We start from the raw sequence: 26,778 nt of genomic DNA on the forward strand, positions 1-26,778 counted from the left end.
CGCGAACCGGACTATCCCAACGGGAAGTACTGGTTCGGCCGCGTCGGCGACCACGATATCTACACCGAGCTGAGAGACGAGGCGGCGACCATCGCCTCCGGTACGGACAATCTGCCCGACGAGGCGTCGTACCTCATGTCCCAGACTTCCTGGGATCCCAACGCATTCATCGATCTGTGTGAAGGCGCCAACGTAGGCGGCGTCGCGGCCGGCGATCTCTGCCGCGGCATCCAGCAGCGCGAGTGGGAACTGCTCTTCGACTACTGCTACCGCAAGGCGATCGCGTAACAGAGGTTGTACCGGGCGTGCGAGGGCCGGGCGGACCGGGCGGACCGGGCGGACCGATCGGTCGGATTTCGCGTAGCGTAACCCGGCACGGATCGGCGCAGACCTCCGCGACGTCCGCGGCCGGCGCAATCCAGTCAGCCCCCGTCCCTGATCTTCCGCATCTTCTCCATCCATACGCGGATCTTCTCTTCGCGCCCCCGGTCGGTGGGTTCGTAGTAGCGGTGCCCTTTGATGGATTCGGGCAGATGCTCCTGGTCCACGGACGCCCCGTCGTAGTCGTGGGCGTACTTGTATCCCTTGCCGTGGCCCATCTCCTTCATCAGCCGTGTAGGCGCGTTGCGCAGATGCATGGGCACGGGCTCGTCGCTCGTCTGCTCCGCGTCCTGCCGCGCCTTCGAGAAGGCCGCGTAGACCGCGTTGCTCTTCGGCGCGGTGGCCAGGTAAACCACCGCGTGGGCGAGCATCAGGTCGCCTTCGGGCTGGCCCACGAAATGGACGGCCTGCTGGGCCGAGGTGGAAAGGGTCAGGGCGAAGGGGTCGGCCAGTCCGATGTCCTCCACGGACATGCGGATGATCCGCCGCGCGATGTAGAGCGGATCGTCTCCGGCGATGAGCATCCGGGCCAGCCAGTAGAGGGCGCCGTCCGGATCGGAGTCCCGCACGCTCTTGTGCAGGGCCGAAATGGCGTCGAAATGCCAGTCCCCGCCCTTGTCGTACTGCGGCGACCGGTGCTGCAGGGCTTCGTCGATCTCCTTCACGGTCAGCCGGATCCGGTTCCCGTCGCCGCGCGGCGTGGTCATGGCCGCCACTTCGAGGGTATTCAGGGCGATCCTGGCGTCGCCGCCGGCCACGGAAGCCAGGTGCGCGGCCGCCTCGTCGTCCAACTCGATGTTCCGTCCGCCCAGTCCGTGTGTTTCGTCCTCCAGCGCATTACGGACGATCCGCTGCAGGTCCTCCTCCGAAAGGGGCTCCAGGCGGAGTACGCGGCAGCGGGAAAGCAGGGCGTTGTTGACCTCGAAGGACGGGTTCTCCGTGGTCGCGCCGATGAGGGTCAGCGTGCCGTTCTCCACGGTCGGCAGCACGGCGTCCTGCTGCAGCTTGTTGAAGCGATGGATCTCGTCGATGAACAGGATGGTCCGCTTGCCGTGCATGCCCAGCCGGTCACGGGCCTCGGCGGTCGCCTTGTGGAGGTCCTTCACGCCGGCGCTCACGGCGCTCAACGCCACGAAATGCGAATCCGTGGAGCGGGCGATGATGAAGGCGAGGGTGGTCTTGCCCGATCCCGGCGGTCCCCACAGGATCATCGAGAAGGGCGTGTCCCGCTCGATGGACTCGTTCAGGAGGCGTCCCCGGCCGACCAGCCCCTGCTGGCCCAGGAAACCCGCCAGAGAATCCGGCCGCATGCGGGAGGCCAGCGGCGCTTCCCGCTGCAGTTGCTTTTCGGCCTGGTCGGAAAAGAGATCGGTCATGGCAGGACGTCCGCGGGGGTGCGTAAATACGATCGCGGGGGTGCAAAGATACGTGTAGTTTTGGCCTTTCGGCGTTATTATACAGAAGTATCCCCGCCGGGGTTAAGGGAATAAGGTTCCGATGCATCCCGAATTGTGAGAAAACGGAAACCTGATCTATTATCCCGTCGACTGGCCGAAAGACCGAATCAAGGCATTCCATGTTCCGCAACTACTTCACCGTGGCCCTCCGCCACCTGAACCGCCAGAAGGGCTATTCGCTCATCAACGTGACGAGCCTGGCGCTCGGGATCGCGTGCTGCCTCCTCATCGTGCTCTTCATCCGCGACGAACTGAGCTATGACCGGTTCCACGACAAGGCGGACCGCATCTACCGCGTGACCGCCGAGCACCGGCAGGGGGACCAGGTCTCGCTGAACGCCGACGTACTGATCCCGATCGCCAAGTTCATCAGGGCCGATTTCCCCGAGGTGGAGGACATGGTCCGCTTCGTGCCCCCGGGTAACGCCTGGATGGTCAAGTACGGCGACAAAGGGTTCTACGAGCGCGACTTCTACCTGGCCGACAGTTCGGTATTCAATGTCTTCCATGTGCCCCTGGTGACGGGCAATCCCCGGACGGCGCTCGACGGCAACGACAAGATCGTGCTGTCGGAGACCATCGCGAGGAAGTACTTCGGCGACGAGAATCCCATCGGGAAGATCCTGGATGCCGAAGGGTCTTTTCACCTGGTGGTGACCGGCGTCATGGAGGATCTGCCCTCGAACTCGCATCTGGGATTCGACATACTCGCGTCGTTCCGGATCCAGGAAGCCTACACCGAAGTGCCCCTCGACGAGTTCGGCTGGCGGGCGTCCTACAGCTACCTCCTGCTGCGGGAGGGCACCGACCCCGCCGAACTGGAAGCCAAGCTTCCCGCCTTCGTGGACAAGTACCTGGGCGACCGGTACGGCAACGAGGAAGAATCCCTGACGCTCAGGTTGCAGCCGCTTACCGATATCCATCTCCATTCCCATCTCGAGCGGGAGATCACCCCGAACAGCGATATCGCATACGTCTATCTCTTCACCGCCATCGCCGTGTTCATCATTGTCATCGCCTGCATCAACTTCATGAACTTGGCCACCGCGAGATCGGCGGGACGCGCCAGGGAGATCGGACTGCGCAAGGTCTTCGGCGCCGGCCGGGGACAGGTGATGCGGCAGTTCATCAGCGAGTCCATGATCATGAGCGGACTGGCGGTCTGCGTCGCCCTCGTGCTCGCCATAGTGAGCCTGCCCTGGTTCAATCTGCTGACCGGCAAGTCCCTGGCGATGGACGCGGACACAGTATGGTTCGCCCTCGGCGCCGTGGTGGCGATCGGCGTCGTCGTCGGCTTTGTCGCGGGCAGCTATCCCTCGCTCTACCTGTCGGGACTCGCGCCTATCCAGACCCTCAAGGGCTCGCTGGGAACCAGCAACGCGGGCATGCGCAGGATACTGGTCGTGGGCCAGTTCGCCATATCGATCGCCCTTCTCATCTGTACCGGCGTCGTCTTCAACCAGGTGGAGTACATCCGCGCGAAGAACATGGGACTGAACACGGACCAGGTCGTCGCGGTTCCGTTGACCTTTCTCCCGGTCATGGAAACGTCTCCTGTGTTCAAGGCGCGCATCATGGAAAGTCCGCACGTGGTGAAAGCCACGCTGGCCTATATCCTGCCCGGACACAAGAACGCGGTGATCCCCCTCTCGGTGAGCAGGCCGGAAGACAGCTTCGCTTCGAAATATGACATGCACGCGGCGTGGACCGACGAGGACTACATCGACCTCTTCGGTATCGAACTGGTCGCGGGCCGGTATTTCGACCGCACGTTTCCCGGTGACTGGACGGGCACGGGTGCAGTGGTCATGAACGAAGCGGCCGCGGCGAGATTGGGATTCGATCCGGCTGAAGCAGCGGTGGGCGAGACGATTCTGTGGCTTCATGAACGCCGCCTTGGATACGAGGAAGATAAACCGGTGCCGCGCGAGGTCGTCGGCGTGATGAAGGACTTCCATTTCAGGTCATTGCACGAGCCCATCGAGCCGCTGGTGCTCTTCCCGGATCGCGAGGGCGGTCACGCGATGGTCAAGATCGATTCCGGCAACCTGATGGAAGCCCTCGCCTTTATCGAAGATACGTGGAACGAGGTGAATCCTGATTTCGCCTTCGAATACTTCTTCGTGGAAGACACCTTCGCGCGCCTCTACGACGCCGAACAGCGGTTCGGCAGGATCTTCGTCAGTTTCGCCGCGCTGGCCGTAGTCATCGCGTGCCTGGGGCTCTTCGGCCTATCCTCCTTCACCGCGGAAAGGCGCACGAAGGAAATCGGGGTGCGCAAGGTCCTCGGCGCATCCATCCCCAACCTCTTCGGGATGCTGTCCAGCGAATTCGTCCGCCTCGTGATCGTGGCCAACGTGCTGGCCTGGCCCGTCGCCTACGCCGCGATGAACAGCTGGTTGGGCGGCTTCGCCTACCGCGTCGACCTGGGCTGGACGACCTTCATCCTCGCCGGCGTCCTCGCGATGGCGATCGCCCTGCTCACCGTGGGCTTCCAGGCCGTGCGAGCGGCCACCGCCAATCCGGTCGAGTCCCTGCGGACCGAGTAGGACGCGGTAAATACCGGGTAGACGCGCCATGTTCCGTAATTACCTAACGGTGGCCTTCCGCCATCTGAACCGCCAGAAGGGTTATTCGTTCATCAACGTGATGAGCCTGGCGCTCGGGATCGCGTGTTGCCTCCTCATCATGCTCTATATCCGGGACGAGTTGAGCTATGACCGTTATCACGGCAAGGCGGACCGCATCTACCGTGTGATCTCCGAAGAACGGCAGGGCGGCGCGGCTGTCCGGTCCATTCGGTCCATGCGGACTGCAGAAGTCATGACGCCCACGGCCAGGCTCATGCGCGAAGACTTCCCCGAGGTGGAAGACATGGTGCGCTTCAACCCTCCCGTAAACGCCTGGATGGTCAAGTACGGCGACAGAGGATTCTACGAACGGTCCTTCTACCTGGCCGACTCTTCGGTCTTTAATGTCTTTGACGTCCCGCTTCTGGCCGGCAATCCCCGTACCGCGCTGAGCGGAAACGACGGGGTGGTGTTGTCCGAGTCCGTCGCCCTGAAGTATTTCGGCGACGAGGACCCCATGGGTAAGATCCTGGACGCCGAAGGTACCTTTCATCTCGAGGTGACCGGCGTCATGGCGGACCTGCCGTCCAATACGCACCTCGGATTCGACATACTCGCGTCCTTCCGGATCCAGGAGGCGTTTACAGAGCAGTCGCTCGACGATTGGGGCTGGCGCAGGTCTTACAGCTATGTCCTGCTCAGGGAGGGAAGCGATCCGGCCGCACTGGAAGCCAGGTTGCCCGCTTTTGTGGAGAAGTATGTCGGCGATATCTACGACGGCGAAACGTCATCGCTGACCTACCGGCTGCAGCCCGTGACGAACATCCGTCTTCATTCCCGGCTCGAGCGGGAACTGACGCCGAACAGCGACATCAGGTACGTGTATCTCTTTGCCGCCATCGCCGTGTTCATCATCCTCATCGCCTGCATAAACTTCATGAACCTGGCAACCGCACGGTCCGCGGGAAGGGCCCGGGAAATCGGCCTGAGAAAGGTCTTCGGCGCGGGCAGGGGTCAGGTGACGCGTCAGTTCCTGAGCGAATCCCTGATCATGAGCGGAATGGCGGTGTGCATCGCTCTGCTGCTGGTTGTGTTCGGGTTGCCGTGGTTCAATCTGGCCTCGGGTAAATCCATATCCGTGACCGCGGATACCGCATGGTTCATCCTGGGCGCCGCGGCGGTGACCGGCGTCGTGGTCGGGCTGATATCGGGAAGCTATCCCGCGCTATACCTGTCCGGACTCGCTCCGATCGATACCCTGAAGGGCGCGTTGTCCGGGGATGCCGGCAACGTGGGCATGCGCAGAACGCTGGTCGCGGGCCAATTCGCAATCTCGATCACCCTGATCATCTGCACAGGCGTCGTGTACGACCAGCTCGACTACCTCCGAAACCGGAACCTGGGGATGGAAACGAAGCGGCTCGTCGCCGTGCCGCTGACGTTTACCCCGGTCATTGAGAAGGCGCGACTATATAGACAGCGGGTGCGGGAAAGTCCGCACGTGGAGGATGCCACGGCCACCTTTATCCTGCCTTTTCACAAGAACGCCGTGATCACCGCCATTGTGCGCAGATTGGGCGAAGGTGATAACGCCAAGATCGAAATGAACCAGGCCTGGACGGACGACATGTTTTTCGATACGTTCGGCATGGAACTGGCCGCCGGCAGATTCTTCGATCGCGCGTACGTCGCCGACTGGTATGGAGCGGGCGGCGGGACGGTATTGAACGAAGCCGCCGTTTCCCGGCTGGGTTACGGATCCGCAAAGGAAGCCCTGGATGGTCGGTTTGACTGGGTGTTTGACGAGCGACACGGATTTGATGAGGAAACCGCGGAACCGCGCAGTATCGTCGGCGTCGTGAAAGACTTCCACTACGCTTCGCTGCATGAACCCATTGAACCTCTGGTACTCTTTCCCGAATCCGACGGCAGCCACGTGGTCGTCAAGATCAACGCCAACCAACTTTCGGAAGGACTTTCGGCGATCGAGGAAGCATGGCGCGACACAAACCCAGACTTCGCCTTCGAGTACTTTTTCGTCGAAGATTCCTACATGCGCCTCTACGAAGCCGAGCAGCGCTTCGGCAGGATATTCGTCAGTTTCGCCGCACTGGCCGTGTTTATCGCCTGCCTCGGTCTCGTGGGCCTCTCCTCCTACACCGCGGAACGGCGCACGAAGGAAATCGGAGTGCGCAAGGTCCTCGGCGCGTCCACGCCGAATCTGACCGGGTTGATGTCGGGGGAATTCGTCCGGCTCGTGATCGTGGCCAACGTAATCGCTTGGCCGGCCGCCTATTTCGCGATGAATCGTTGGCTCGACGATTTCGCGTACCGTGTCGACCTGGACGGGATGACCTTCGTTCTGGCCGGCGCGCTTGCCATCGCCCTCGCCCTCCTGACGGTGAGTTACCAGGCCGTGCGGGCGGCCACCGCCAATCCGGTCGAGTCCCTGCGGACCGAGTAGGGCGCGTAAAATACCTACGCAGGACGTGGCAGTACGCGACGCAGGACGCGGCAGTACGCGGAATTCTGTTCAATCGCCCATCTGAAAAAATGAGCGCGCCATGTTCCGCATCTACCTGACGGTGGCCTTCCGCCACCTGAACCGCCAGAAAGGCTACGCGTTTATCAACGTGATGAGCCTGGCCCTCGGGATCGCGTGCGCCCTCCTCATCCTGCTGTATATCCGCGACGAGCTCAGTTACGACCGGTACCATGAGAAAGCGGACCGCATCTTCCGCGTGATCTCGGAAGAGCGCGGCGGCGATCAGGCGGCGCGGACCGTGCGCACCGTACGGACCGCCGAAGTCATGATGCCCACGGTCAAATTCATGCGCGAAGACTTCCCCGAAGTGGAAGATATGGTGCGCTTCAATCCACCTGGCAACGCGTGGATGATCAAGTATGGGGACAAGGGATTCTACGAACGAAACTTCTACCTGGCCGACTCGTCGGTCTTCAACGTCTTCGATGTTCCTCTCCTGGTGGGCGATCCCCGTACGGCCCTGACCGGTATCGACAAGGTCGTCCTGTCGGAGTCCATCGCGAAGAAATACTTCGGCGATGAGAACCCCATGGGCAAGATCCTGGATGCCGAAGGTTCATTCCATTTCGAGGTGACCGGCGTCATGCGGGACCTGCCCGACAACACGCACCTCGGATTCGACATACTCGCGGCGTTCCGGATCCAGGAGCACTACTCGCCCAATCCGGCCGACGTGTGGGACTGGCGTAAGTCGTACAGCTACGTCCTGCTTCGCGAGGGCAGTGATCCGGATGAACTGGAAGCCAAACTGCCCGCCTTCGTGGAGAAGTACGTCGGCGACCAATACGACGGTGTATCGTCGTCATTGACCTTCAGGCTGCAGCCGGTCACGGATATACATCTTCACTCTCATTTAGAGCGGGAACTGACCCCGAACAGCGACATCCGGTACGTCTATCTCTTCGGCGCCATCGCCGTATTCATCATCCTCATCGCATGCATCAACTTCATGAACCTCGCCACCGCGCGGTCCGTGGGTAGGGCCGGGGAAATCGGCCTGAGAAAGACCTTCGGCGCGGCCAGGGCCCAGGTGATCCGGCAGTTCATCAGCGAGTCCATGATCATGACCGGCCTTGCGGTCTGCGTTGCCCTCCTGCTTGCCGTGCTGAGTCTGCCATGGTTCAACCTGCTGACGGGGAAATCCATGTCCCTGAACGCGGATACCGCCTGGTTCGCCCTGGGCGCCGTCGTGGTGATCGGCGCCGTGGTGGGGTTTGCCGCGGGCAGCTATCCGGCCATTTACCTGTCCGGACTCGCACCGGTCCACGCGCTGAGCGGCCTGCGTTCCGCGGGCGCCGGAAACGTGACGATCCGCCGAGTCCTGGTCGTGGGACAGTTCGTGATTTCGATCGCCCTGATCATCTGCACCGGCGTGGTCTACAGCCAGCTCGATTTCATCCGCGCGCGAAACATGGGGCTCAATTCCGATCAGGTCGTCGCGGTGCCTCAGACCTTCGCGCCGGTGGTCGTGAAATCCAGCGTCTACAAAGCACGGCTTATGGAGATACCAGCGGTGACGAACGTCTCGATGAATTTCCTTCTTCCCGGGCACAAGAACGCCGCGGCGCCGATCAAGGCGCGCAGACAGGGACAGGACGAATCATCGACGATCGATATGAACCAGGCCTGGGTGGACGATGATTTCATCGGGATTTTCGGCATCGAACTGGTGGCGGGCCGCAATTTCAATTCCGCGTTTCCCGGCGACTGGACGGCGACGGGTGCGGTCGTAGTCAACGAAGCGGCCGTTGACCGGCTTGGCTATGCATCCGCCGGCGAGGCGTTGGGCAAGGAGATCGAAGGGCTGCAGGAACTGATCACGGATTCCGATGAGCGAGGTGAATTGCGGCCGTCGATCGTAGGCGTGGTCAGGGATTTCCACTATGCCGCCTTACGCGAACCCATCGAACCGCTGGTGCTGTTTCCGAACTACCCGGGCGGTTACGCCATGATCAAAATCGATGCCGGTCGCATGTCGGAAGGGCTTTCGGCGATCGAGGAAGCATGGCATGAAGTAAATCCTGATTGGGCATTCGAGTATTTCTTCGTCGAAGACACCTTCGCGCGCCTGTATGATGCCGAACAGCGGTTCGGCAGGATCTTCATCAGTTTCTCCGCGCTGGCCGTGGCTATTGCCTGCCTCGGGCTGGTCGGCCTGTCCTCCTTCACCGCGGAAAGGCGCAGGAAGGAGATCGGAGTCCGCAAGGTCGTCGGCGCATCCGCCTCCAGTCTCGCCGCGCTGTTGTCCCGAGAGTACTTCCGGCTTATGATCGTAGCCATCGTGGTGGCCTGGCCCGTCGCCTACATCGCGATGAACACCTGGCTGGGAGGTTTCGCCTACCGCGTCGACCTGGGCTGGTCCCCCTTCATCCTGGCCGGCGCCCTCGCCATGGCGATCGCCCTGATCACCGTGGGTTTCCAGGCCGTCAGGGCGTCGGCTGCGAACCTGGTTGAGTCTTTGCGGATGGAGTAGCTGGGCTCCTGATGGCAGCGACGGCTATATACCTAGCTACTCGGCCTTTTCCTCGCACTGCCCTGGTTGGGAGGAGTTGGGGCTTTGCGTGGCTTCCCGGAGCTTTGGGGAGAAGGCTTGGGTCGGTAACCCCTCGTTAAAAGGTCTCTTCGAGAATTAGCGTTCTTGGGCTTTCCCATTGGTCCTCTCTTCCGAGTTTGCTATTGGCCAAAACTCAATTGTACTTATTTCATCTGCAGCAATGAGTATCCCATGGTCCATCGGTTTCCAATTACCGGGATCATCTATGTTATATATCTGTTGAATGTAAATATCGCTTAATGAAGTAAAAACAGTTAGTAAATCCATCCCACCACAATCCGTACAACTGCATAACTGTGTAGGCATATCTCGCAATCGGGGCAACCAGGAAAATCAAGACCGCCCAATATACAGTAGAGGTAGTTAAATACGATAGGAATCCAGCCGGGTATGACGGAATCCTACCGGTTATGAATTGCGATCTCACGAATACAATGATAAAACCAGGAACGACGAGCAAGACGAACAAAAAAACCGTCGGGTTGTCGTTTATGATTTGCCAGTTTGGCAACGTGTTTTGAATAAGGTCTTGCATAGGGTTTCAGTGCTTTCGCAAATACCATCAATGGATTTGCATATGTATCAGGATCGAAGAATGCATTGTAGAGATAATGGTCACGACACATTTCGACAGTCTCGTTTTTTATTTGATTAAGCGTAAACCAAAGTTGCATTAGAGTTCCATTAAATGTTCGTTTATTTGATTTTTCGTGCTTGACATGTTTAGACTAGCAATATACAATCGATACTATATGTTGTTTCAGTATTGGACAACTACCCCAATAGATTGAGTTTCTAACTTTAACAAGAAGCTTGTCGAAAGACCCAATATCGGAGATCCGCCGCAGATGCGATGTCCTGCGTGTGGCACGCTCAACAGCCACGTTGTAGACTCCCGAACCATCCAGAGCGGTAGAACGATCCGCCGCCGCCGCGAGTGCCTTTCCTGCACTAAGCGATTCACCACCTACGAGGCGATCGAGGAAGAGGAACTTATGGTGGTGAAATCCGATGGCCGGCGGGAGGTCTTCGATCGCGGCAAGATTTTGCGGGGCTTGAAGCTGGCGTGCACGAAGCGCATGGTTTCCGCCGATCAGCTACACGAGCTTGTGGACCGAGTCGTGTACCACGTGAGCAACCTGAGCGACCGTGAGGTCTCCTCCGACAAGATCGGCGAATTCATCATCCGTGAACTGCGCAAGATCGATGAAGTCGCCTATGTGCGCTTCGCCTCTGTCTACCGGGATTTCAAGGACAGGAGCGAGTTCGCGGAAGAGCTCGAACAACTGGAGAAGCAGGAGCTGGCTGCGGTCGTCAAGGAACAGCCCGATCACGGCTGATTCAGGTATTTGGGTACCTGGTCTGCGCTTTGCAGGATCAGGTATTTTTTGTTGACACAATTAACACATCGTTTCGACGTTACACATCGAAGAAAGTGATTTTAGGGGGCACGTATGGCTACTGAAAGACTCGGTTTAAACATTAAGGATGATCCCGGTCTCGTGTTAGAGGACACGGAGGAATCCACCACAGACGTGCCCGTTGAAGACGGGTCGGTCGTTGACGCGCCTGTCGACACGCCCGTCGAAGCGCCGGCCGCATCCGGCGGCCTTTCCGTCGAGCGGTTATACAGCAATCCCGGCCATGATCCCTACGCCGGTGTGGAATGGGAGAAGCGGACGGCCACCATCGCCGGGGACGGCGGCGATGTCGTCTTCGAACAGAAGGACGTGGAGATCCCGGCCGACTGGTCGCAGCTGGCCACCAACGTTGTCGTGTCCAAGTACTTCCGCGGGCCCCTCGGCACCCCGAAGCGCGAGAACAGCGTCAAGCACATGATCAACCGCGTGGCGGACACGATCGCGGGCTGGGGGCGCGCCCAGGGTTACTTCGCCTCGGAGGAAGACGCCGACGCCTTCCATAACGAACTGAAGCAGATCATCCTCAATCAGCGGGCCACGTTCAACAGCCCGGTGTGGTTCAACGTGGGCGTCGAGGACACGCCCCAGTGCTCGGCGTGCTTCATTCTTTCGGTGGAAGACTCCATGGAGTCCATCCTCGAGTGGTGCAAGGTCGAAGGCATGATCTTCAAGGGCGGGTCGGGCGCCGGCGTGAACCTGTCCCGGATCCGCTCGTCCAGGGAAATCCTCTCCTCGGGCGGCCAGGCCTCCGGACCGGTCTCCTTCATGCGGGCGGCCGATTCGGTGGCCGGGTCCATCAAGTCGGGCGGCAAGACCCGCAGAGCGGCCAAGATGGTCGTCCTGGACATCGACCACCCCGACGTGGTGGAGTTCATCTGGTGCAAGGCGAACGAGGAGCGCAAAGCCTACGCCCTCGGCGACGCCGGCTGGGACATGACCCTGAACGGCGACGCGTGGAGTTCCATCCAGTTCCAGAACGCCAATAACTCCGTGCGCGTGACCGACGACTTTCTGGACGCGGTGGAGAAAGATGGAGAATGGACGCTGCAGTCGATCACCACGAAGAAGCCGGTGGAAAGCCTGAAGGCGAAGGACGTCATGTCCTGGATCGCAGAAGCCGCGTGGCAGTGCGGCGACCCGGGCATGCAGTACGACACGACCATCAATGACTGGCACACCTGTGCCAACACGGACCGCATCAACGCGAGCAACCCCTGTTCCGAGTACATGCACCTGGACAACAGCGCGTGCAACCTGGCCTCGATCAACCTGCTCAAGTACCTGACCGACGAAGGCACCTTCGATGTAGTGGGTTTCATCCACACGGTCAACATCATGATCATGGCGCAGGACATCATCGTCGACAACGCGAGCTATCCCACGGAGAAGATCGGCGAGAACGCCCGCGCCTTCCGGCAACTGGGACTGGGATACGCCAATCTCGGCGCGCTGCTCATGGCCATGGGCCTGCCCTACGACAGCGACGGGGGCCGCGCCTTCGCCGGTGCTATCTCGGCGCTGATGACCGGCCAGGGGTACTACCGGTCTTCGGAGCTCGCCGAGCACCTGGGCACCTTCGACGGCTACGATGTCAACAGCGAGCCCATGCTGCGGGTCATGCAGAAGCACCGGGACGCCGTGGACGACATCCAGGCGGAGATGGTGGACAAGAACTTGCTCGATGCCGCGCGGACCGCGTGGGACAATGCGCTGGTCCATGGCAAGAAACACGGGTACAAGAACAGCCAGGCCACGGTGCTCGCGCCAACCGGGACCATCGCCTTCATGATGGACTGCGACACGACGGGCATCGAGCCCGACATCGCCCTGGTCAAGTACAAGCGCCTGGTGGGCGGCGGGACGATGAAGATCGTGAACCGCACCGTGTATTCCGCCCTGGAGAAGCTGGGTTATTCCAAGCCGCAGATCGAGCGGATCGTCCATTACATCGACGAACACGGGACCATCGAGGGCGCTCCCCACCTGCTCCAGGAACACCTGCCTGTCTTCGACTGCGCGTTCCGGACCGAAAACGGAAGCCGTTCCATCCACCACATGGGCCACGTGAAGATGATGGCCGCGGCGCAGCCCTTCATTTCGGGCGCCATATCCAAGACGGTCAACCTGCCCAACGAGGCGACGGTCGAAGACGTCATGAACGTGTACATGAAGGGCGGAGAACTGGGTCTCAAGGCCCTGGCCATCTACCGCGACGGGTCGAAACGCACCCAGCCGCTCAGCACCAGGGCGTCGGAGAAGGAAGAGGCCGCCGAGGTCCAGCCCGTTCGCCGCCGGCTGCCGGACGAGCGCCAGGCGGTCACGCACAAGTTCAGCATCGCCGGCCACGAGGGCTACCTGACCGTCGGACTCTTCGAAGACGGCCAGCCCGGTGAGATCTTCCTGAGAATGTCCAAGGAAGGCAGCACGGTGTCCGGCATGATGGACGCCTTCGCCACGGCCATCTCCGTGTCGCTGCAGTACGGCGTGCCCCTAGAAAGCCTCATCCGCAAGTTCAGCCACATGCGGTTCGAACCGGCGGGGATGACGGGCAACAGGGACGTGCCCATCGCCAAGTCCATCACCGATTACATCTTCCGGTGGCTCGCGGTGAAGTTCCTGCCCGAGGACAGTCATTCCGAGATCGTGGCGGACGAGGACATGGACAACACCATGCATTCGAACGCCATGGACCAGACCATGACCGCGCAGGAGAACCAGGAGCACGAAGTCTATACCGCCCAGGCCGACGCCCCGTCCTGCTCGGACTGCGGCAGCCTGATGACCCGCAACGGTTCGTGCTACGTGTGTCGTGAGTGTGGATCGACGAGCGGGTGTTCTTGAGACAGTGGAAACGGGCGGCCGGAACGCCCGACGCAGTGATCCAACCTCTCTAAGACCGCCGAACACCGGGGAATATCGTACCCGGGGTTCGGCCCTGACCGGGTGCGGGGATACGCAGGGGAGACCCGGCACCTTCTCCGTGCCCGTACGGTCAGGTCCGGTCAGGCCGGGCCCATTCCTGCCAGGGCTCCTTCGGTCAGGCCTCTTCCAGCCCCAGCCTTTCCTTCCATTTTCTATCCGTAACCATGTAGTACAGGGCGCCCACGGCGGCGACGGTGACCCGCACGATGCGGTAAGTCAGGGCGGCGGCCAGTCCCGTGGCCTGGGCGACCGTACCCGGAACCGATCCATCGGCGGTCGTGCTGACGAGGTGGTAGATGTAGATGACCGCGCCTTCCAGCGCGCCGACGCCCCCCGGCACCGGTGCGAAAGTGCCGATGATTTCGGCCGCGGGGATCAGCATGAGGTGGGCCCAGTAATCCGGCGCGGCCGGCCCGGGCAGGAGCGCCATCGCGCAGCAGTAGAAGGCCGAAAGCATGAAGACCTGGCCGGCCAGGCCGATGAGCAGCGCCTCGGTCAGCGCGCTGCGGCGCGTCTGGTAGAGTTCCAGGCTGCCCGCCAGTTCGGCGAAGAATGGCCCGACGAACCGGAGACGGGTAAGCCGCTGGAAGAAGGTCCAGTTCAGCAGCCGGAAACGGAGGGAAACCGCCACGCAGATCAATCCGGCCAAGGCACCGCCCCAGAAGACCAGGACGGCGATCATGATCTCCCGGTGATGCCAGAGGTCCTGGTTCAGCAGCGCGGCCGCCGATCCGACGATCAGCAGCGCCAGCATGCCGATCAGCCGGTCGAGCAGCACCGTGGCCGCGGCGACGGTCCGCCTCGACTTCTGGCGCCGCGCGATGCCCACGGCGCGGACGATGTCGCCGCCCGCGGTCCCGGGCGCGAGGTAGTTGAACAGGTTGCTGACGAAACCCAGGCGGACGGCTTCGCGGAATCCCAGCACCAGCTTCTGGCCCCGGGCGAGAAGGTACCAGCGGAAAAAGGCCAGCACGGTCGCCGTCGTGGCCAGCACGACGCCGATGCCCAGGAAGGTGAAGTCGATTTCGCGGCGGATGAAATCGGCGTACTGTTCGCGGTAGAGATAGATCAGGTAGGCGAGGATGCCCAGTGCGACCAGCCACCGGAGCCATCCCCAGGCCTTCTTGAGCAGGTTCATTTTGAACGTGGGTAACCGTTGTGCCCGGTTCCCGCTACGGCTCCTCCTCGGCCTGTCTGACCTGGGCCGGCGACTGTAGCCGGACGCAATGCAAGCCCGTGTACGGAGCGCGTTTTCGGAACAGGCCGTAATCTTCCCGGCAGGACGCGCAGCTAAACCGGGCGCCCCGGACGTGGCGCAGTTGTCCTCCGCAGGATGGGCAGGGAGGGACTCTTCGAAGCATCCGGTGGAGTATAGGAGATCCAGGGACCGCCGTCAAGGTATCAGGCCTTGAGGTAGATTCTCGACGCGACTAAGGATTAGCTTTCGTTTGACAGGATCTTCAACTGAATTCAATGACGATCACGCGCCAGAGACCTACGCTGATTACGGCAGTTTAAGGACGATAATCAGCCTCAATTCCCAGCCAGATCCTGGCATCAACGCCTAACACCAGTTCGAATTGTAAAGCGGTCTCCGGTACAATCGAAACCTTCCCCGCGATTATATCACTAATGAGCTGCGGTGAGCAATTGCACCTGCGAGCGAATTCAGCGTGTGTGAGACCATGTGCGTCCAATCTCTCTTCCAGGACCAATCCTGGCGACACTACGTAGTCCGGCCGGTACTGGTTTTTACCCTCTGACATCTCCCTCCCTCCTTTGGTATAAAGATATGTACAATAGTTACGCACACTTGTAACTTGATTAGTCGGAATAAGTTCGTTTGAATCGGCACTCGAAAACAGACTTTAGAGGTGACTCCATGCCAAAAACCATAGCCATCGTAGGTGCGCTGGATACCAAGGGCGATGAGTTCGCCTTCGTCAAAAGCGAGATCGAGCGGCGGGGTCACGGGACGCTGGTTATCGATACGGGCGTCATCGGTGATTCAACCGTCGAAGCGGACGTGTCCCGGGAACAGGTCGCCGAAGCCGCCGGCACGACGATCGACGCGTTGAAAAAGCGCGGCGACCGGGGAGAGGCCATCGACGCCATGGCGGCCGGTGTCGCGGAGATCGTGCAGGGCCTTTATGAAGCCGGCGGGTTCGACGGGATCATTAGCATGGGCGGATCGGCCGGCACCGCGGTGGGGACGAGCGCCATGCGGGCACTGCCCGTGGGCGTGCCCAAGGTGATGGTGTCCACCGTGGCCGCGGGCGACACGACCAACTATGTGGGGATCAAGGACGTGTCGATGATCCCCTCCGTCGTGGACGTGGCCGGCATCAACCGCATCAGCCGCAGGATCTTCGCCAATGCCGCGGGCGCGATCGTGGGCATGGTGGAGACCGAGGTGCAGGAAGCGGCGGAAGACAGGCCGCTCGTTAGCGCCAGCATGTTCGGCAATACCACCGAAGCCGTGGACCAGGCCCGGACCATCATGGAGGAGGCGGGTTACGAGGTGCTGGTCTTCCACTGCACCGGCGCTGGCGGGCGGACCATGGAGGGGCTGATCGACGAGGGCCTGATCGAGGGCGTGCTCGACATCACCACTACGGAGTGGGCCGACGAACTGGCCGGAGGCGTGCTGACCGCAGGCCCCGAGCGCATGGACGCGGCCGGCAGGGCGGGCATCCCCCAGGTTATCGTGCCGGGCTGCCTGGACATGGTGAACTTCTGGGCGCCGGACACGGTGCCGGAGAAGTACCAAGACCGCAGGCTGCACAAGTGGAACCCGAACATCACGCTGATGCGGACCAACGTAGAGGAGAACGCCCGACTGGGTGAGATCATCGCGGAGAAGGCCAACGCGTCCAGCGGACCGGTGTCGATCTTTCTGCCCCTGAAGGGCGTGTCCATTCTCGACAGTCCGGGGAACGAGTTCTGGTGGCCCGAGGCCGACCAGGCGCTTTACGACGCCATCAAGTCGAACGTGTCCGCCAACGTGACGGTGACGGAAATGGACTGCAACATCAACGATCCGGCCTTCGCCAAAGCGGTCACCGGTAGGTTGCTGTCCGATCTGAGAAGGTAAGGCCGCCATGCCCGTCATCGACGCGGTCGAGCTCTACCACGTCGCCATGCCCCTGATCTACCCGTGGCGCACGGCCTACGGCAGCGACGACGTCATCGAAAGCGTCCTCGTGAAGATGCACGCCGGCGAAGCCGTGGGCTGGGGAGAGACCACCCCGCTCGCGAAGCCGACCTACAGCCCGGAATACACGGCCGGCGTCTTCGCCGTGACCCGGGACCTCCTCGCCCCCCTGCTGGTCGGAAAGCGGATCGACAGCGGCCGGGACCTTCACGAGGTGTGCAGCTGGGTTGCCGGCAACTTCTTCGCCAAGGGCGGCCTGGACGCGGCCTGGTGGGACCTGCACGCCCGGCTGGAGGGCAAGCCGCTCTGGCGAGTGATCGGCGGCAAGAGCCCTGTCATCGATGTCGGGGCCGACTTCGGGGTGCAGGACAGCATCGACATGCTGCTTGGCAATATCGAGCAGGCCGTGGAGGCGGGGTTCAAGCGGATCAAGCTGAAGTACAGCCGGGGGTGGGACCTCGACATGATCGCCGCGGTCCGTTCGGCTTTTCCGGACCCGGTCTTCCATATCGACTGCAACAGCGGATACACGCTGGACGACCTGCCCATGTTCAGGAAACTGGACCGGTACAACCTGGCTATGATCGAGCAGCCCCTGATGCGGGACGACCTGGTCGACCACGCCGAACTGCAACGTCAGATCGATACGCCGGTCTGCCTGGACGAGAGCATCACGTCCCCGGCTAAGGCCCTCAAGGCGATCCGGATCGGCGCAGCCCGTTGGATCAACATCAAGCCCGCGAGAGTCGGCGGGTTGACCCAGGCACTGGAGACGAACCGGGTCTGCGAGGAGGAAGGCGTCCCCTGCTGGACGGGCGGCATGCTGGAATCGGCCCTCGGCGCGTCGTTCTGCAAGGCGCTGGCGACGCTGCCCAATATGAAATACCCGTCGGATGTCTTCCCGAGCACGCGGTTCTACAAACGGGACCTGAGCGCGCCGCAATTGGAACTCTCGGGCCCGTCGCAGATGGTCTTAAGCGATACGCCCGGTGCCGGCGCGGAACCCGTGCCCGAACTGCTCGAACATCAAACGATCGACAGTGCCGTGATAGACGTATCTTGAATGCGACCTGAGCGCGCCGGTCTCAACAGGCCCGAAGCACACGACGGAACGACACCCATGTCCCCATCTTCATCCCTTTCCCCCTTCAACCACATGTCCCGCGAGGAGTGGTCGCAACTGCGCGCCGCGACGCCGCTGACGCTGTCGGAAGAAGACCTGCAGGAACTGCACGGCATCAACGAGATGGTCTCCCTCGAAGAGGTCGCCGAGGTGTACCTGCCCATGTCCCGGTTCCTCAACCTGCATGTGGGCGCAGCCCAGCACCTCTATCGGGTGATGGATACTTTCCTCGGCAAGCCGGCCGCTAAAGTGCCCTACGTCATCGGCATCGGCGGCAGCGTGGCGGTGGGCAAGAGTACGACGGCCCGAATCCTGCAGGCCCTGCTGAGCCGCTGGCCGAACCATCCCCGGGTGGACCTGGTCACGACGGACGGATTCCTGTTCCCCAACCGGGTCCTGGAGGAAAGGGGGCTCATGCAGCGGAAGGGTTTTCCGGAAAGCTACGATCTCCGGCGCCTGGTGCGGACGATGGCGGACGTGAAGTCGGGCCGCGAATCGGTTACCGTTCCGGTGTACCGGCACCTGATCTACGATATCGTGCCGGGCGTCGAAAAGACGATCACGCAGCCGGACATCATCATCCTGGAGGGGCTGAACATCCTGCAGACCGGCCATCACCTGACCGGCGACGCGTCGCCCCGCGTCTTCGTCTCCGATTTCATCGATTTCTCGATCTACGTGGAGGCGGAGGAACACGACCTGGAGCAGTGGTACGTCGATCGCTTCCTCAGGCTGCGGGACACCGCGTTCCGGAACCCAGAATCCTACTTCCATCACTATGCGGGGTTGAGCACGGAAGAGGCAGTGGAAACGGCCCGGGGGATCTGGCGGGACATCAACCTGGTGAATCTGCGCGAGAACATCATCCCGACGCGCGAACGGGCGGACCTGATCCTGGAAAAGGGCACGAACCACCGGGTGACAGGGGTGTACCAGCGAAAGTTGTAGCCAGGTGGGTTTCGTGATCAGCGCTGGGACATCAGGTGCAACTGGAATCCAGCAGAATCCAGCACACAAAACATTGTAATTAATAAAGTTATTGGATAACTACTCAGAAGTCTAGATTAGAACTTTCTTCTGAGCGAAGGAGACTTATGAGCGGTATTTGGACGAAGATCGATGGTAAATGGCGAGCTGCTTCTTCAAGGGATTTCGAACGCGAGAAAGAACTTCATGACCTTGTTGAGGAGAACATTGGAATGTTACCCTTAGCTGGTTCTCCTCGTCTTTTTGTGCTTGGTCGAGAAGTGCAGCTGGGTAGTGGATATGCCGATTTGTTGGCGGTAGAGGCATCCGGTCGCCCAGTCATTGCCGAAGTAAAGCTTGCCAGGAGTTCTGAAGCCAAACGGGCGATTGTGGCGCAGGTGATTTCGTATGCGGCGTTTCTTCAGGGATTCGATGTCGAATCTCTGGCAAAAGGGCCATTGAGCAAATCGCTGTCTGACCGGGAACAAGATTCTATTCTAGGCATGGTAATGACACAGGACCAGGAAGATGAGATTGACTCCGATACTTTTGAGACTTCGCTGCAGGAGTATCTGACCAACGGCATGTTCAGGCTCGTACTTATAATGGACGATTCGTCTGAAGAATTGGAACGTGTAATCGCATATCTCGATTCCGTTACGAAGCAGTCACTTACTATAGATCTAATTACATTCCGGATTTACTACGTAAATGGTACGGAAGTCGCAATGCCGCAACGAATATCACCAGATCTCAGTTTGACGTCGGATTCTGTGAGTGGGCTGTCAACTAAGAGAGCATCTAAAGCAAGAAAGTCTGATGGTCCAGACGCTTTTATTGCTTCGTTTTCTGATATCGAAGGTGAAATTCGAGAGGTGTTTAATCAGCTTGTGGATTGGGCGATAGAGATTGAGAAAATCCAGGGAGTAAACCTGTATACGGCTACAGGTGTGAATAAAAGCAGATTTACGCTACTGCCTAGACTTGCAACGGAAAATGCTGGACTCATCACGATCTGGAACGATAACAAAAAACCATACATTTCGTTTTGGCGTGGAGTTTTTGAGAGGCGAGCACCAAACTCGATTGAAGCAGTGGAAAAAGCAGCGGGCTTAAAAATCGGCCATGGCAATGTCGTTAATGAAATCTCATCAGCTCTATTGGATGCATTGAAATCAGCATACTTAGAGGCAACAAAATCTTAGCGTCTGGAACCACCCCTCCACATCGATCGTCACCGCAGAAACCGTTTCAGCACGTTGGACGTGACCCTGGACACCACGTCGTCCACGAGGATCGACGAGGGGTAGGTGATCGATCCCGCAGAGAAAACCATCCCTCCGCTGTCCGTCTCATGGACGACCATTTCGGCCCCGCCGTCGTCTACGTTGGTTCCCTTGGCAAGCAGGTGAGTGTTCTTGGGCGAGTTCCGTGTGATCTTGTCCGTTTCGTGTCCCGACGCCCCTCCGGGTACCCGTTCGTGCAGGCTCGCTTCGCCGAAGATGTCTCCCACCGCGACGCCGGTACCCTCGAAGACCCAGTGACCCGCGTCGACCACGCGGTAGGGCGCGCTGGTCATGATCCCCGTGCGGGTGAAGGCCACACCGAGAAGGTTGGCCTCGGATTCGTTGTAGATGTTGAAGCGGCTTTCGATGCCCTCCCCTGGCCGGTCGAGCGAATCGATGTTGCCGTTCCTGACCTTCATCGTGTATTCGTCGACGAACTCGACCTCACAGTTCAGGCCGTTGCCGCCCAGGTACATGAGCCGGCCGCCGGATTCGAACACCCAGTCCTTGAGCTGGTAGTACATGTCCCGCGACCAGTATTCCGGATGGGTGGTGGTGATAAGCACCCTGTACCCGTCCAGGGGCAGCGTGCCGTCGTGAAACTGAGTCTCGGCGTAGAGGTCGTAGCCGAATCCCTCCCGTTCCATCCAGGCCAGGAACCGCCACTCGGCGGGCGCCACATGACAGGCCGCGCGGCCCCGGATCATGTCGGTGGCTTCCGTGTCCGCTGGGATATGATTGATGGGTTCCGGCCGGTCGAAGGAGAGCGGCGCGTAGTCGTCGGCGCTGTACATCCGGTGCTTCGAATCGGTATACCGCTTCAGGTCGTACCGTGCGTTGACCGTGGGGGTCGGGGGAAAGGCATCGGTGTGGATGTAGTTGCTGCGGCCCCCGAAGTTGTTGTAGGCGTTCCAGTTGATGTTGGCGGCCAGTACGGCGACGCCGGTCGTCGGCGCGGCGGGCGCGACGATCCAGGGGAAGGAGAAAAAACCGCCCACCTCCGTGGACGCGTGGAGGTAGTACAGGCCGGACCGTTCCGGCGCCTCGATGTACTGTTTGTGGGCGGGGTTCGTATAGCCCTGGGTATTCCACCGCACCCCGGTCCGGGTATAGTCGCCGTCGGGCGTGATCTGCATGGTGGCGCGGGGGCCGTGTTCGTCGTACCAGCCGATGTTCCGCACGAACTCCTTCTTCCATCCGTAGCGGTACAATTCGAGCTGGTAAGCCTCCACCGCGTGCACGCGGAACTCCGATTTCTCCCCGGACCGGACCCACTTGGGCCACATGTACCCCAGCAGGCTGTCCCGCAGCAGCCGGAAATGGTACGGCTCCCCATCGCGCGGGGTCATGTACACGCTCTTGTACCCGAAATCCGGGCCTGCCAGCGTGACCCTGTACTCCCGGCCTGGCTTCACGTCCGCGTAGACCGACCCCGTGGCCCGGGAGCGCGCCTCGATGGACGCTCCATCGGCTTCGAATTCCAGCAGGACATCGGGAATGGCGACGTAGCGTTCGTCGCTGACGTACCCTACAAGCATCTTGGACCTCCGGTTGGCGGATGTTCCGGCACGGTTTCCGGCCGTTGTGAGCATTGCGGGCTTGCATGGTGTCTGGTTGTGCTGAGGACCAGACCCGGAAGACAATGTACACCGAACTTCATCGCCGTCAACCGTACCGGCGAGTCACACCGCAACCGCCGAATTACCTTTGACACGGAATCGGGGCGGATGTTACCTTGGCAGTCCGTGTAGTGAGCCGAATCCCTCGTACGTTTTCTATTCGACAAGGACCCTGGCATCGTGCCTGCCTGCCGGTTCAAAGATATCGCGCGCCTGGCCGAACCCGGCGACAACGTGGCCATCGTCTCCCGGCGTCTGGAAGCGGGAACGGACGTGAGAGACGACGCCGGCGCGTCCTTCTCCCTCGCCCATACCTTGCTGGAAGGGCACCGGTTCGCCGTCCAGCCCATACCCGCCGGGGAGTTCGTCCTGTCCTGGGGTCTGCCCTTCGGCCGGGCGACCCGGGACATCGCGCCCGGCGACTACCTCTGCAACCCGGACATCCTCGACGCGCTCCGCGTCCGAAAAGTCGATTTCGCCCTCCCGGACCAGCCCAATTTCGAAGACCGCGTAGTGCCCTACGAACTGGACGAATCCACCTTCAAAGCAGGCGAGCAGGTACCGCTCAGTAACCGTCCGCCGGAGTTCGACGGTTTCGACCGCGGTCCGGCGCGAGGTGTCGGGACCCGAAACTATATCATTCTGCTGGGCATTACGTCGCAGTCGACGGGTTTCGTGCGGCGCCTGGAATCGCTGCTGAAGGGCCAGGTGGATCGGTACCCGAACATCGACGGGGTGGTGGCGGTAGCCCATACCGAGGGCGGCTCGGGCGTGGATCCCAACAACCGGGAACTGGTGCTGCGGACACTGGCGGGTTTCATGGTCCATTCCAACGTCGGGGCGGTGCTTGCGGTGGACCGCGGCACCGAGTTCGTCTCGGACAGGATGCTCGAAAACTACATGCGGCTCAACCGCTATCCATTGAACGATGTTCCCCACCGGTTCGAGACGCTCAAGGGCGGGTTCGAAGAGGACCTGGAGCGCTGCGCGGGGATCGTCACCGGATGGTTCGAGACGGTCAACCGAGTTTCGCGGAAACCGGCTTCCGCGTCTCATCTCAACATCGTGCTTCAATGCGGTGGTTCCGATTCCTTTTCGGGCATATCGGGCAATCCCCTGGCCGCACTCGTGGCCCGGGAGATCATACGCTTCGGCGGGAAGGCCAATCTCGCGGAGACGGACGAGCTCATCGGCGGCGAGCCCTACGTACTGGACAACGTGCGGGACATCGAGACGGCCCGAACTTTCCTCCATATGATCGAGCGGTTTCAGGAACGCACGGCGTGGCACGGCCAGTCGGTGGACGCCAATCCGTCCGGCGGCAACAAGCTGCGGGGAATCTACAATATCGTGCTCAAGTCCATCGGCGCGGCCCGGAAGCGACATCCCGACGTACGCCTCGACTACGCCATCGATTACGCGGTTCCGATGAAGGATCCGGGGTACTACTTCATGGACAGTCCGGGCAACGACCTGGAAGCCATCGCGGGGCAAGTGGCCTCCGGCGGCAATCTCATCTTCTTCATAACCGGGAATGGATCCATCACCAACTTCCCCTTCGTGCCGACGATCAAGTTCGTGACGACCACGAAGCGGTACGAGATGCTTTCGGGTGAAATGGACGTGAACGCCGGTGCCTACCTGGACGGCGTGTCCATGGAAGAACTTGGCGGGCAGACGCTCGATCTGACGCTGCGAGCGGCGTCGGGCGAGTTGACCCGCGGCGAGCGGGCGGGCCACAGCCAGACCCAGATCTGGCGCGACTGGCGGCAGACCGACGGAAGCCGGCTGCAGGACCTGCGCGAACGTCCCGTGCCGGCGGGCAGGCCGCTGGAGGTCCGGTCGAACGGGGAATCGACGCCCCCGCCGGCTTTCAGCTTGCCCGTGTTCGAATCGAACGGATTGCGCGCCACAGAACGGATCGGCCTCATACTTCCCACCAGCCTGTGCTCCGGCCAGATCGCCCGCATAGCCGCGGAACGGTTGAGCGAAAAAGGCGTGGGGCAAGGCGCCGGCCTATCCCGTTTCGTCGCCCTGGTACACACCGAGGGATGCGGAGTTTCGGGCGGCGTCTCGGAGGAAATGTACATCCGCACCATGGCCGGCTACCTGACCCACCCGATGACGGCGGCCGCCCTGCTCCTGGAACACGGATGCGAACGCACGCACAACGATTTCTACCGCCAGCAACTGGTCGACCGCGGCCTGGATCCCGCTAGTTTCGGCTGGGCCAGCGTGCAGCTCGACGGCGGCATCGAGAAGGTCATCGATCGCATAGAGCAATGGTTTAACGGGACCCTGGACGAGTGCGCGGGTCCGGTCGCCGTCGAAGCCGGCCTGTCTACCCTCAGGTTGGGGGTGGCCACGGTAGGTTTGGCTGCCACGGCCGGTCCGGCTACGATCTTGTGTCCGGCTACCACGGCCGGTCCGGTTTCCGATGACGTTTCCGAAACGTTTTTTAAGTTGATCTTCGATGTCGTAGACGCGGGCGGCACGGTCGTCGTGCCGGACAACGACGCGCTGCTCGAATACCCGGCTTTCATGCGGCGCCTGGAGGATGGAACCATATCCCCGACATTGTCCTATGGAGAGCCCGCTTCGGTACCTGGGCTTCACGTCATGGAGACGCAGACAGCCCACTGGGTAGAGACCCTGACCGGGCTGGGCGCGGCCGGCGTGGAGCTGGTCGTCGCCGGCGTCGGCGGCCCCCCCCTGCCCGGCCATCCCATGATCCCGGTGCTGCAGGTCGCCGCGGACGACCTGGCCAGCCCTTTCCGTGAAGACGTGGATCTCATCCTGACCGGGGAACCGTTGAATCGGTGCCAGGCCGTGCTGGACCTGATCCGGAATACGGCCGCCGGGAGGCATGCGCCGCGGACCGTGGTCGTCGGCAACACGGATTTCCAGATAACGCGCGGATTACTCGGCGTCTCGGTGTGATGCGAATGAGCCGCGGACGGCCTCCTCGGCGTCTCTGTGTGAAAGGAATCCCCCATGCCTCGTGAAGTCGTACGGCCCGACAAACTCGATCTCGATTCCCCCGGGCGCCGGGACTACTGGGTCGCCCTCGAACACGATTCACTTTGGGCGGACCATCTCATCCCCCTGACGGTCATGGTCGGACCCGACGTGCGCGAAGGCGAAGGCCTTCTCGCCACAGGTTCCAACCACGGCAACGAATACGAAGGACCGGTGGCGGTCAAGGGACTGCTCCAGGAGATCGAGCTGGCAGCCGTCAAGGGGCGGCTGATCTTCATTCCCGTGCTCAACCCCGCGGCCTTCCACGCGGGCCGCCGGGCCAGTGACGCCGATGACGGGGTCAACCTGAACCGGGCTTTCGTGGACGACGCCGGCACCTCACCGGCCCTCGCGGGCATCACCCACCGGATCGCCGGGTTCGTGCGGGAACATCTCTGGCCCCGCGTGCACGTCGTGACGGATATCCATTCCGGCGGGGCCGAGCTCGACTTCGCCCTGTGTTCCAGCTTTCACGAGGTGGATGACCCGGAACAGGCCGCCGTCATCGAAGACACGGCGCGCTGGTTCGGCACGCCCTTTCTGATGGCCTACCAGAACGAGACCCCCGGGCTGATGGTCAGCGAAGCCGAGCGGCTGGGAAAGATCACGATCGGCACCGAACTGGGCTGGGGAGAGTCGGTCAATCCGGACGGCGTACGGTACGCGCGGCACGGCATTCGGGCCGCGGCCATCCACCACGGCCAGCTTGCCGGTGACATTCAGCCTATCGCCCATCACGCCGACGGCACCCAGAAACTGACGGCCATCATCGACCGGGCCTGTTACGTTCCCGCGCCTTTCCCGGGTCACTACGAACCGCTCATGGCCTGCGGCGCGCACGTGGCGGCGGGGCAGGTCGTGGGAAACCTGCACGACTTCTACCGCGTGGACGATCCGCCCTGGCCGGTACGGGCGGGCGTGGACGGTTTCGTGCTGTCCCAGGCGTTCCGCCAGCCGGTCAGGCAGGGCAGCCACATCCTCGTCGTGGCCCAGGAATACCAGGCGCGGTCGAATTCCGCCTAATCGATCGCGACCAGTGGGCAGTCGTCCAGCCATCAGCCGGCCAGTCGGCCATCGAAACCTGCGTAATCGCATTGAAGAACACGGAGGCCCGCACGCAACGACTCGAAGACCATCCCGACCGGCTGAAGTGGAACGCAAGGTACCTGGCGCCGAAGCGCTTGGCGCCCAAGGGTTTCTGCCCGCTGTACGACCGGGCGGCGGTCCTGGGATATCCGGACGGTCCCGTACTGGAACTCGCCTGCGGCCTGTCGAACCAGGCCCTCGCCCTGGCCGGCGACGGACGCGACGTGCTTGCTGTCGACATATCAAACGTGGCCCTGGACCGTCTGCGTACGGAGGCGGCGAAAAGGGGCATCGGGTCCCGACTGACCTGCGTGGAAGCGGACCTGGTTTCCTGGCGTCCGCCCGTCGGTCGCAAGTTCGCGCTCGTGATCTGCGTGATGTACTGGGAGGAGGCGGTCTTCGACTATGCCTGGCCCGTGGTCGCCGACGGCGGACTCATCGCCTGGCAGGGCTTTACCCTGGACCACCTGAGGTACCGGCCCTCGCAGAACCCGGACTGGTGCTTCAAGGCGGATGAACCCGCGAGTCGGCTACCCGCCGGCGAGTATACCGTGCTGCACGAAGAGGACGTGGACGAAGGCCACCGGGTGATCCGGCGCATGGTGGCCAGGAGGAACCGAAGCTGAGGTCCGGCCAACTGACATCCGGCCAGCTGAGATCCAGCGAGGAGACGTAC

At 61.4% G+C, this 26,778-nt stretch carries 16 protein-coding genes; 12 read left to right on the forward strand and 4 right to left on the reverse strand.

The window, feature by feature from the left end:
* Positions 1-422: 422 nt before the first annotated feature.
* Positions 423-1,757, reverse strand: coding sequence for a replication-associated recombination protein A (locus F4Y38_06415; protein MXY48922.1), 1,335 nt, complete (start codon positions 1,755-1,757; stop codon positions 423-425).
* 200 nt (positions 1,758-1,957) lie between these two features.
* Between F4Y38_06415 and F4Y38_06420 the strand changes: the two genes are divergently transcribed.
* The 5 genes from F4Y38_06420 to F4Y38_06440 all read left to right on the forward strand — a co-directional run bounded on the left by F4Y38_06420 (position 1,958) and on the right by F4Y38_06440 (position 13,769).
* On the forward strand, positions 1,958-4,387 hold the full coding sequence (locus F4Y38_06420; protein ID MXY48923.1) for an FtsX-like permease family protein: 2,430 nt from the start codon (positions 1,958-1,960) through the stop codon (positions 4,385-4,387).
* Positions 4,388-4,415: 28 nt separating this feature from the next.
* Entirely contained in the window at positions 4,416-6,872 is a 2,457-nt protein-coding gene (locus tag F4Y38_06425) for an FtsX-like permease family protein (protein ID MXY48924.1), read from the forward strand.
* 100 nt (positions 6,873-6,972) lie between these two features.
* Positions 6,973-9,426: an FtsX-like permease family protein gene (locus F4Y38_06430; GenBank protein ID MXY48925.1), complete on the forward strand. Its 2,454-nt coding sequence runs from the start codon at positions 6,973-6,975 to the stop codon at positions 9,424-9,426.
* Between the two features lie 929 nt (positions 9,427-10,355).
* On the forward strand, positions 10,356-10,847 hold the full coding sequence (nrdR, locus tag F4Y38_06435) for a transcriptional repressor NrdR (protein MXY48926.1): 492 nt from the start codon (positions 10,356-10,358) through the stop codon (positions 10,845-10,847).
* 114 nt (positions 10,848-10,961) lie between these two features.
* The gene (locus F4Y38_06440) at positions 10,962-13,769 is read left to right on the forward strand and encodes a vitamin B12-dependent ribonucleotide reductase (protein ID MXY48927.1); all 2,808 of its coding nucleotides are present in this window, start codon (positions 10,962-10,964) and stop codon (positions 13,767-13,769) included.
* 196 nt (positions 13,770-13,965) lie between these two features.
* Here F4Y38_06440 and F4Y38_06445 read toward each other — a convergent pair whose 3' ends face one another.
* Positions 13,966-14,988 (reverse strand): flippase-like domain-containing protein, encoded by a 1,023-nt coding sequence (locus F4Y38_06445; protein ID MXY48928.1) that lies wholly within the window; start codon positions 14,986-14,988, stop codon positions 13,966-13,968.
* A 376-nt stretch (positions 14,989-15,364) separates the two neighbouring features.
* Positions 15,365-15,616 carry a HigA family addiction module antidote protein gene (locus tag F4Y38_06450; protein ID MXY48929.1) on the reverse strand — a complete coding sequence of 84 codons (252 nt, stop codon included), beginning with the start codon at positions 15,614-15,616 and terminating at the stop codon, positions 15,365-15,367.
* A gap of 116 nt (positions 15,617-15,732) precedes the next feature.
* Here F4Y38_06450 and F4Y38_06455 point away from each other — a divergent pair, with 116 nt between their 5' ends.
* From F4Y38_06455 to F4Y38_06470, 4 genes are all read left to right on the forward strand, one after another.
* Complete coding sequence (locus F4Y38_06455) at positions 15,733-16,944, forward strand: UPF0261 family protein (protein ID MXY48930.1); 1,212 nt, start codon at positions 15,733-15,735, stop codon at positions 16,942-16,944.
* Between the two features lie 7 nt (positions 16,945-16,951).
* The gene (menC, locus tag F4Y38_06460) at positions 16,952-18,067 is read left to right on the forward strand and encodes an o-succinylbenzoate synthase (GenBank protein MXY48931.1); all 1,116 of its coding nucleotides are present in this window, start codon (positions 16,952-16,954) and stop codon (positions 18,065-18,067) included.
* Positions 18,068-18,124: 57 nt separating this feature from the next.
* Positions 18,125-19,075 (forward strand): type I pantothenate kinase, encoded by a 951-nt coding sequence (locus F4Y38_06465; protein ID MXY48932.1) that lies wholly within the window; start codon positions 18,125-18,127, stop codon positions 19,073-19,075.
* A gap of 146 nt (positions 19,076-19,221) precedes the next feature.
* Complete coding sequence (locus F4Y38_06470) at positions 19,222-20,298, forward strand: hypothetical protein (GenBank protein ID MXY48933.1); 1,077 nt, start codon at positions 19,222-19,224, stop codon at positions 20,296-20,298.
* Between the two features lie 29 nt (positions 20,299-20,327).
* Here F4Y38_06470 and F4Y38_06475 read toward each other — a convergent pair whose 3' ends face one another.
* Positions 20,328-21,917 carry a carboxypeptidase regulatory-like domain-containing protein gene (locus F4Y38_06475; GenBank protein MXY48934.1) on the reverse strand — a complete coding sequence of 530 codons (1,590 nt, stop codon included), beginning with the start codon at positions 21,915-21,917 and terminating at the stop codon, positions 20,328-20,330.
* Positions 21,918-22,175: 258 nt separating this feature from the next.
* On the opposite strand from F4Y38_06475, the gene F4Y38_06480 reads away from it, so the two are divergent.
* Genes F4Y38_06480 through F4Y38_06490 form a run of 3 tightly spaced genes read left to right on the forward strand, consistent with a single transcriptional unit; the run spans position 22,176 to position 26,728 of the window.
* Positions 22,176-24,938 (forward strand): altronate dehydratase, encoded by a 2,763-nt coding sequence (locus F4Y38_06480; protein ID MXY48935.1) that lies wholly within the window; start codon positions 22,176-22,178, stop codon positions 24,936-24,938.
* A gap of 54 nt (positions 24,939-24,992) precedes the next feature.
* The gene (locus F4Y38_06485; protein MXY48936.1) at positions 24,993-26,039 is read left to right on the forward strand and encodes a succinylglutamate desuccinylase; all 1,047 of its coding nucleotides are present in this window, start codon (positions 24,993-24,995) and stop codon (positions 26,037-26,039) included.
* On the forward strand, positions 25,916-26,728 hold the full coding sequence (locus tag F4Y38_06490; protein ID MXY48937.1) for a class I SAM-dependent methyltransferase: 813 nt from the start codon (positions 25,916-25,918) through the stop codon (positions 26,726-26,728). Before F4Y38_06485 ends, F4Y38_06490 begins: the two co-directional genes overlap by 124 nt.
* The last annotated feature ends 50 nt before the right edge of the window (positions 26,729-26,778 follow it).

The organism is Gemmatimonadota bacterium, assembly GCA_009838645.1.
Taxonomy (GTDB): domain Bacteria; phylum JAAXHH01; class JAAXHH01; order JAAXHH01; family JAAXHH01; genus JAAXHH01.

Bases quoted from the DNA above. Each gene is read 5' to 3' on its own strand.
- F4Y38_06415 (MXY48922.1), bottom strand. From the start codon at position 1,757: ATGACCGATCTCTTTTCCGACCAGGCCGAAAAGCAACTGCAGCGGGAA.
- F4Y38_06420 (MXY48923.1), top strand. From the start codon at position 1,958: ATGTTCCGCAACTACTTCACCGTGGCCCTCCGCCACCTGAACCGCCAG.
- F4Y38_06425 (MXY48924.1), top strand. From the start codon at position 4,416: ATGTTCCGTAATTACCTAACGGTGGCCTTCCGCCATCTGAACCGCCAG.
- F4Y38_06430 (MXY48925.1), top strand. From the start codon at position 6,973: ATGTTCCGCATCTACCTGACGGTGGCCTTCCGCCACCTGAACCGCCAG.
- nrdR (MXY48926.1), top strand. From the start codon at position 10,356: ATGCGATGTCCTGCGTGTGGCACGCTCAACAGCCACGTTGTAGACTCC.
- F4Y38_06440 (MXY48927.1), top strand. From the start codon at position 10,962: ATGGCTACTGAAAGACTCGGTTTAAACATTAAGGATGATCCCGGTCTC.
- F4Y38_06445 (MXY48928.1), bottom strand. From the start codon at position 14,988: ATGAACCTGCTCAAGAAGGCCTGGGGATGGCTCCGGTGGCTGGTCGCA.
- F4Y38_06450 (MXY48929.1), bottom strand. From the start codon at position 15,616: ATGTCAGAGGGTAAAAACCAGTACCGGCCGGACTACGTAGTGTCGCCA.
- F4Y38_06455 (MXY48930.1), top strand. From the start codon at position 15,733: ATGCCAAAAACCATAGCCATCGTAGGTGCGCTGGATACCAAGGGCGAT.
- menC (MXY48931.1), top strand. From the start codon at position 16,952: ATGCCCGTCATCGACGCGGTCGAGCTCTACCACGTCGCCATGCCCCTG.
- F4Y38_06465 (MXY48932.1), top strand. From the start codon at position 18,125: ATGTCCCCATCTTCATCCCTTTCCCCCTTCAACCACATGTCCCGCGAG.
- F4Y38_06470 (MXY48933.1), top strand. From the start codon at position 19,222: ATGAGCGGTATTTGGACGAAGATCGATGGTAAATGGCGAGCTGCTTCT.
- F4Y38_06475 (MXY48934.1), bottom strand. From the start codon at position 21,917: ATGCTTGTAGGGTACGTCAGCGACGAACGCTACGTCGCCATTCCCGAT.
- F4Y38_06485 (MXY48936.1), top strand. From the start codon at position 24,993: ATGCCTCGTGAAGTCGTACGGCCCGACAAACTCGATCTCGATTCCCCC.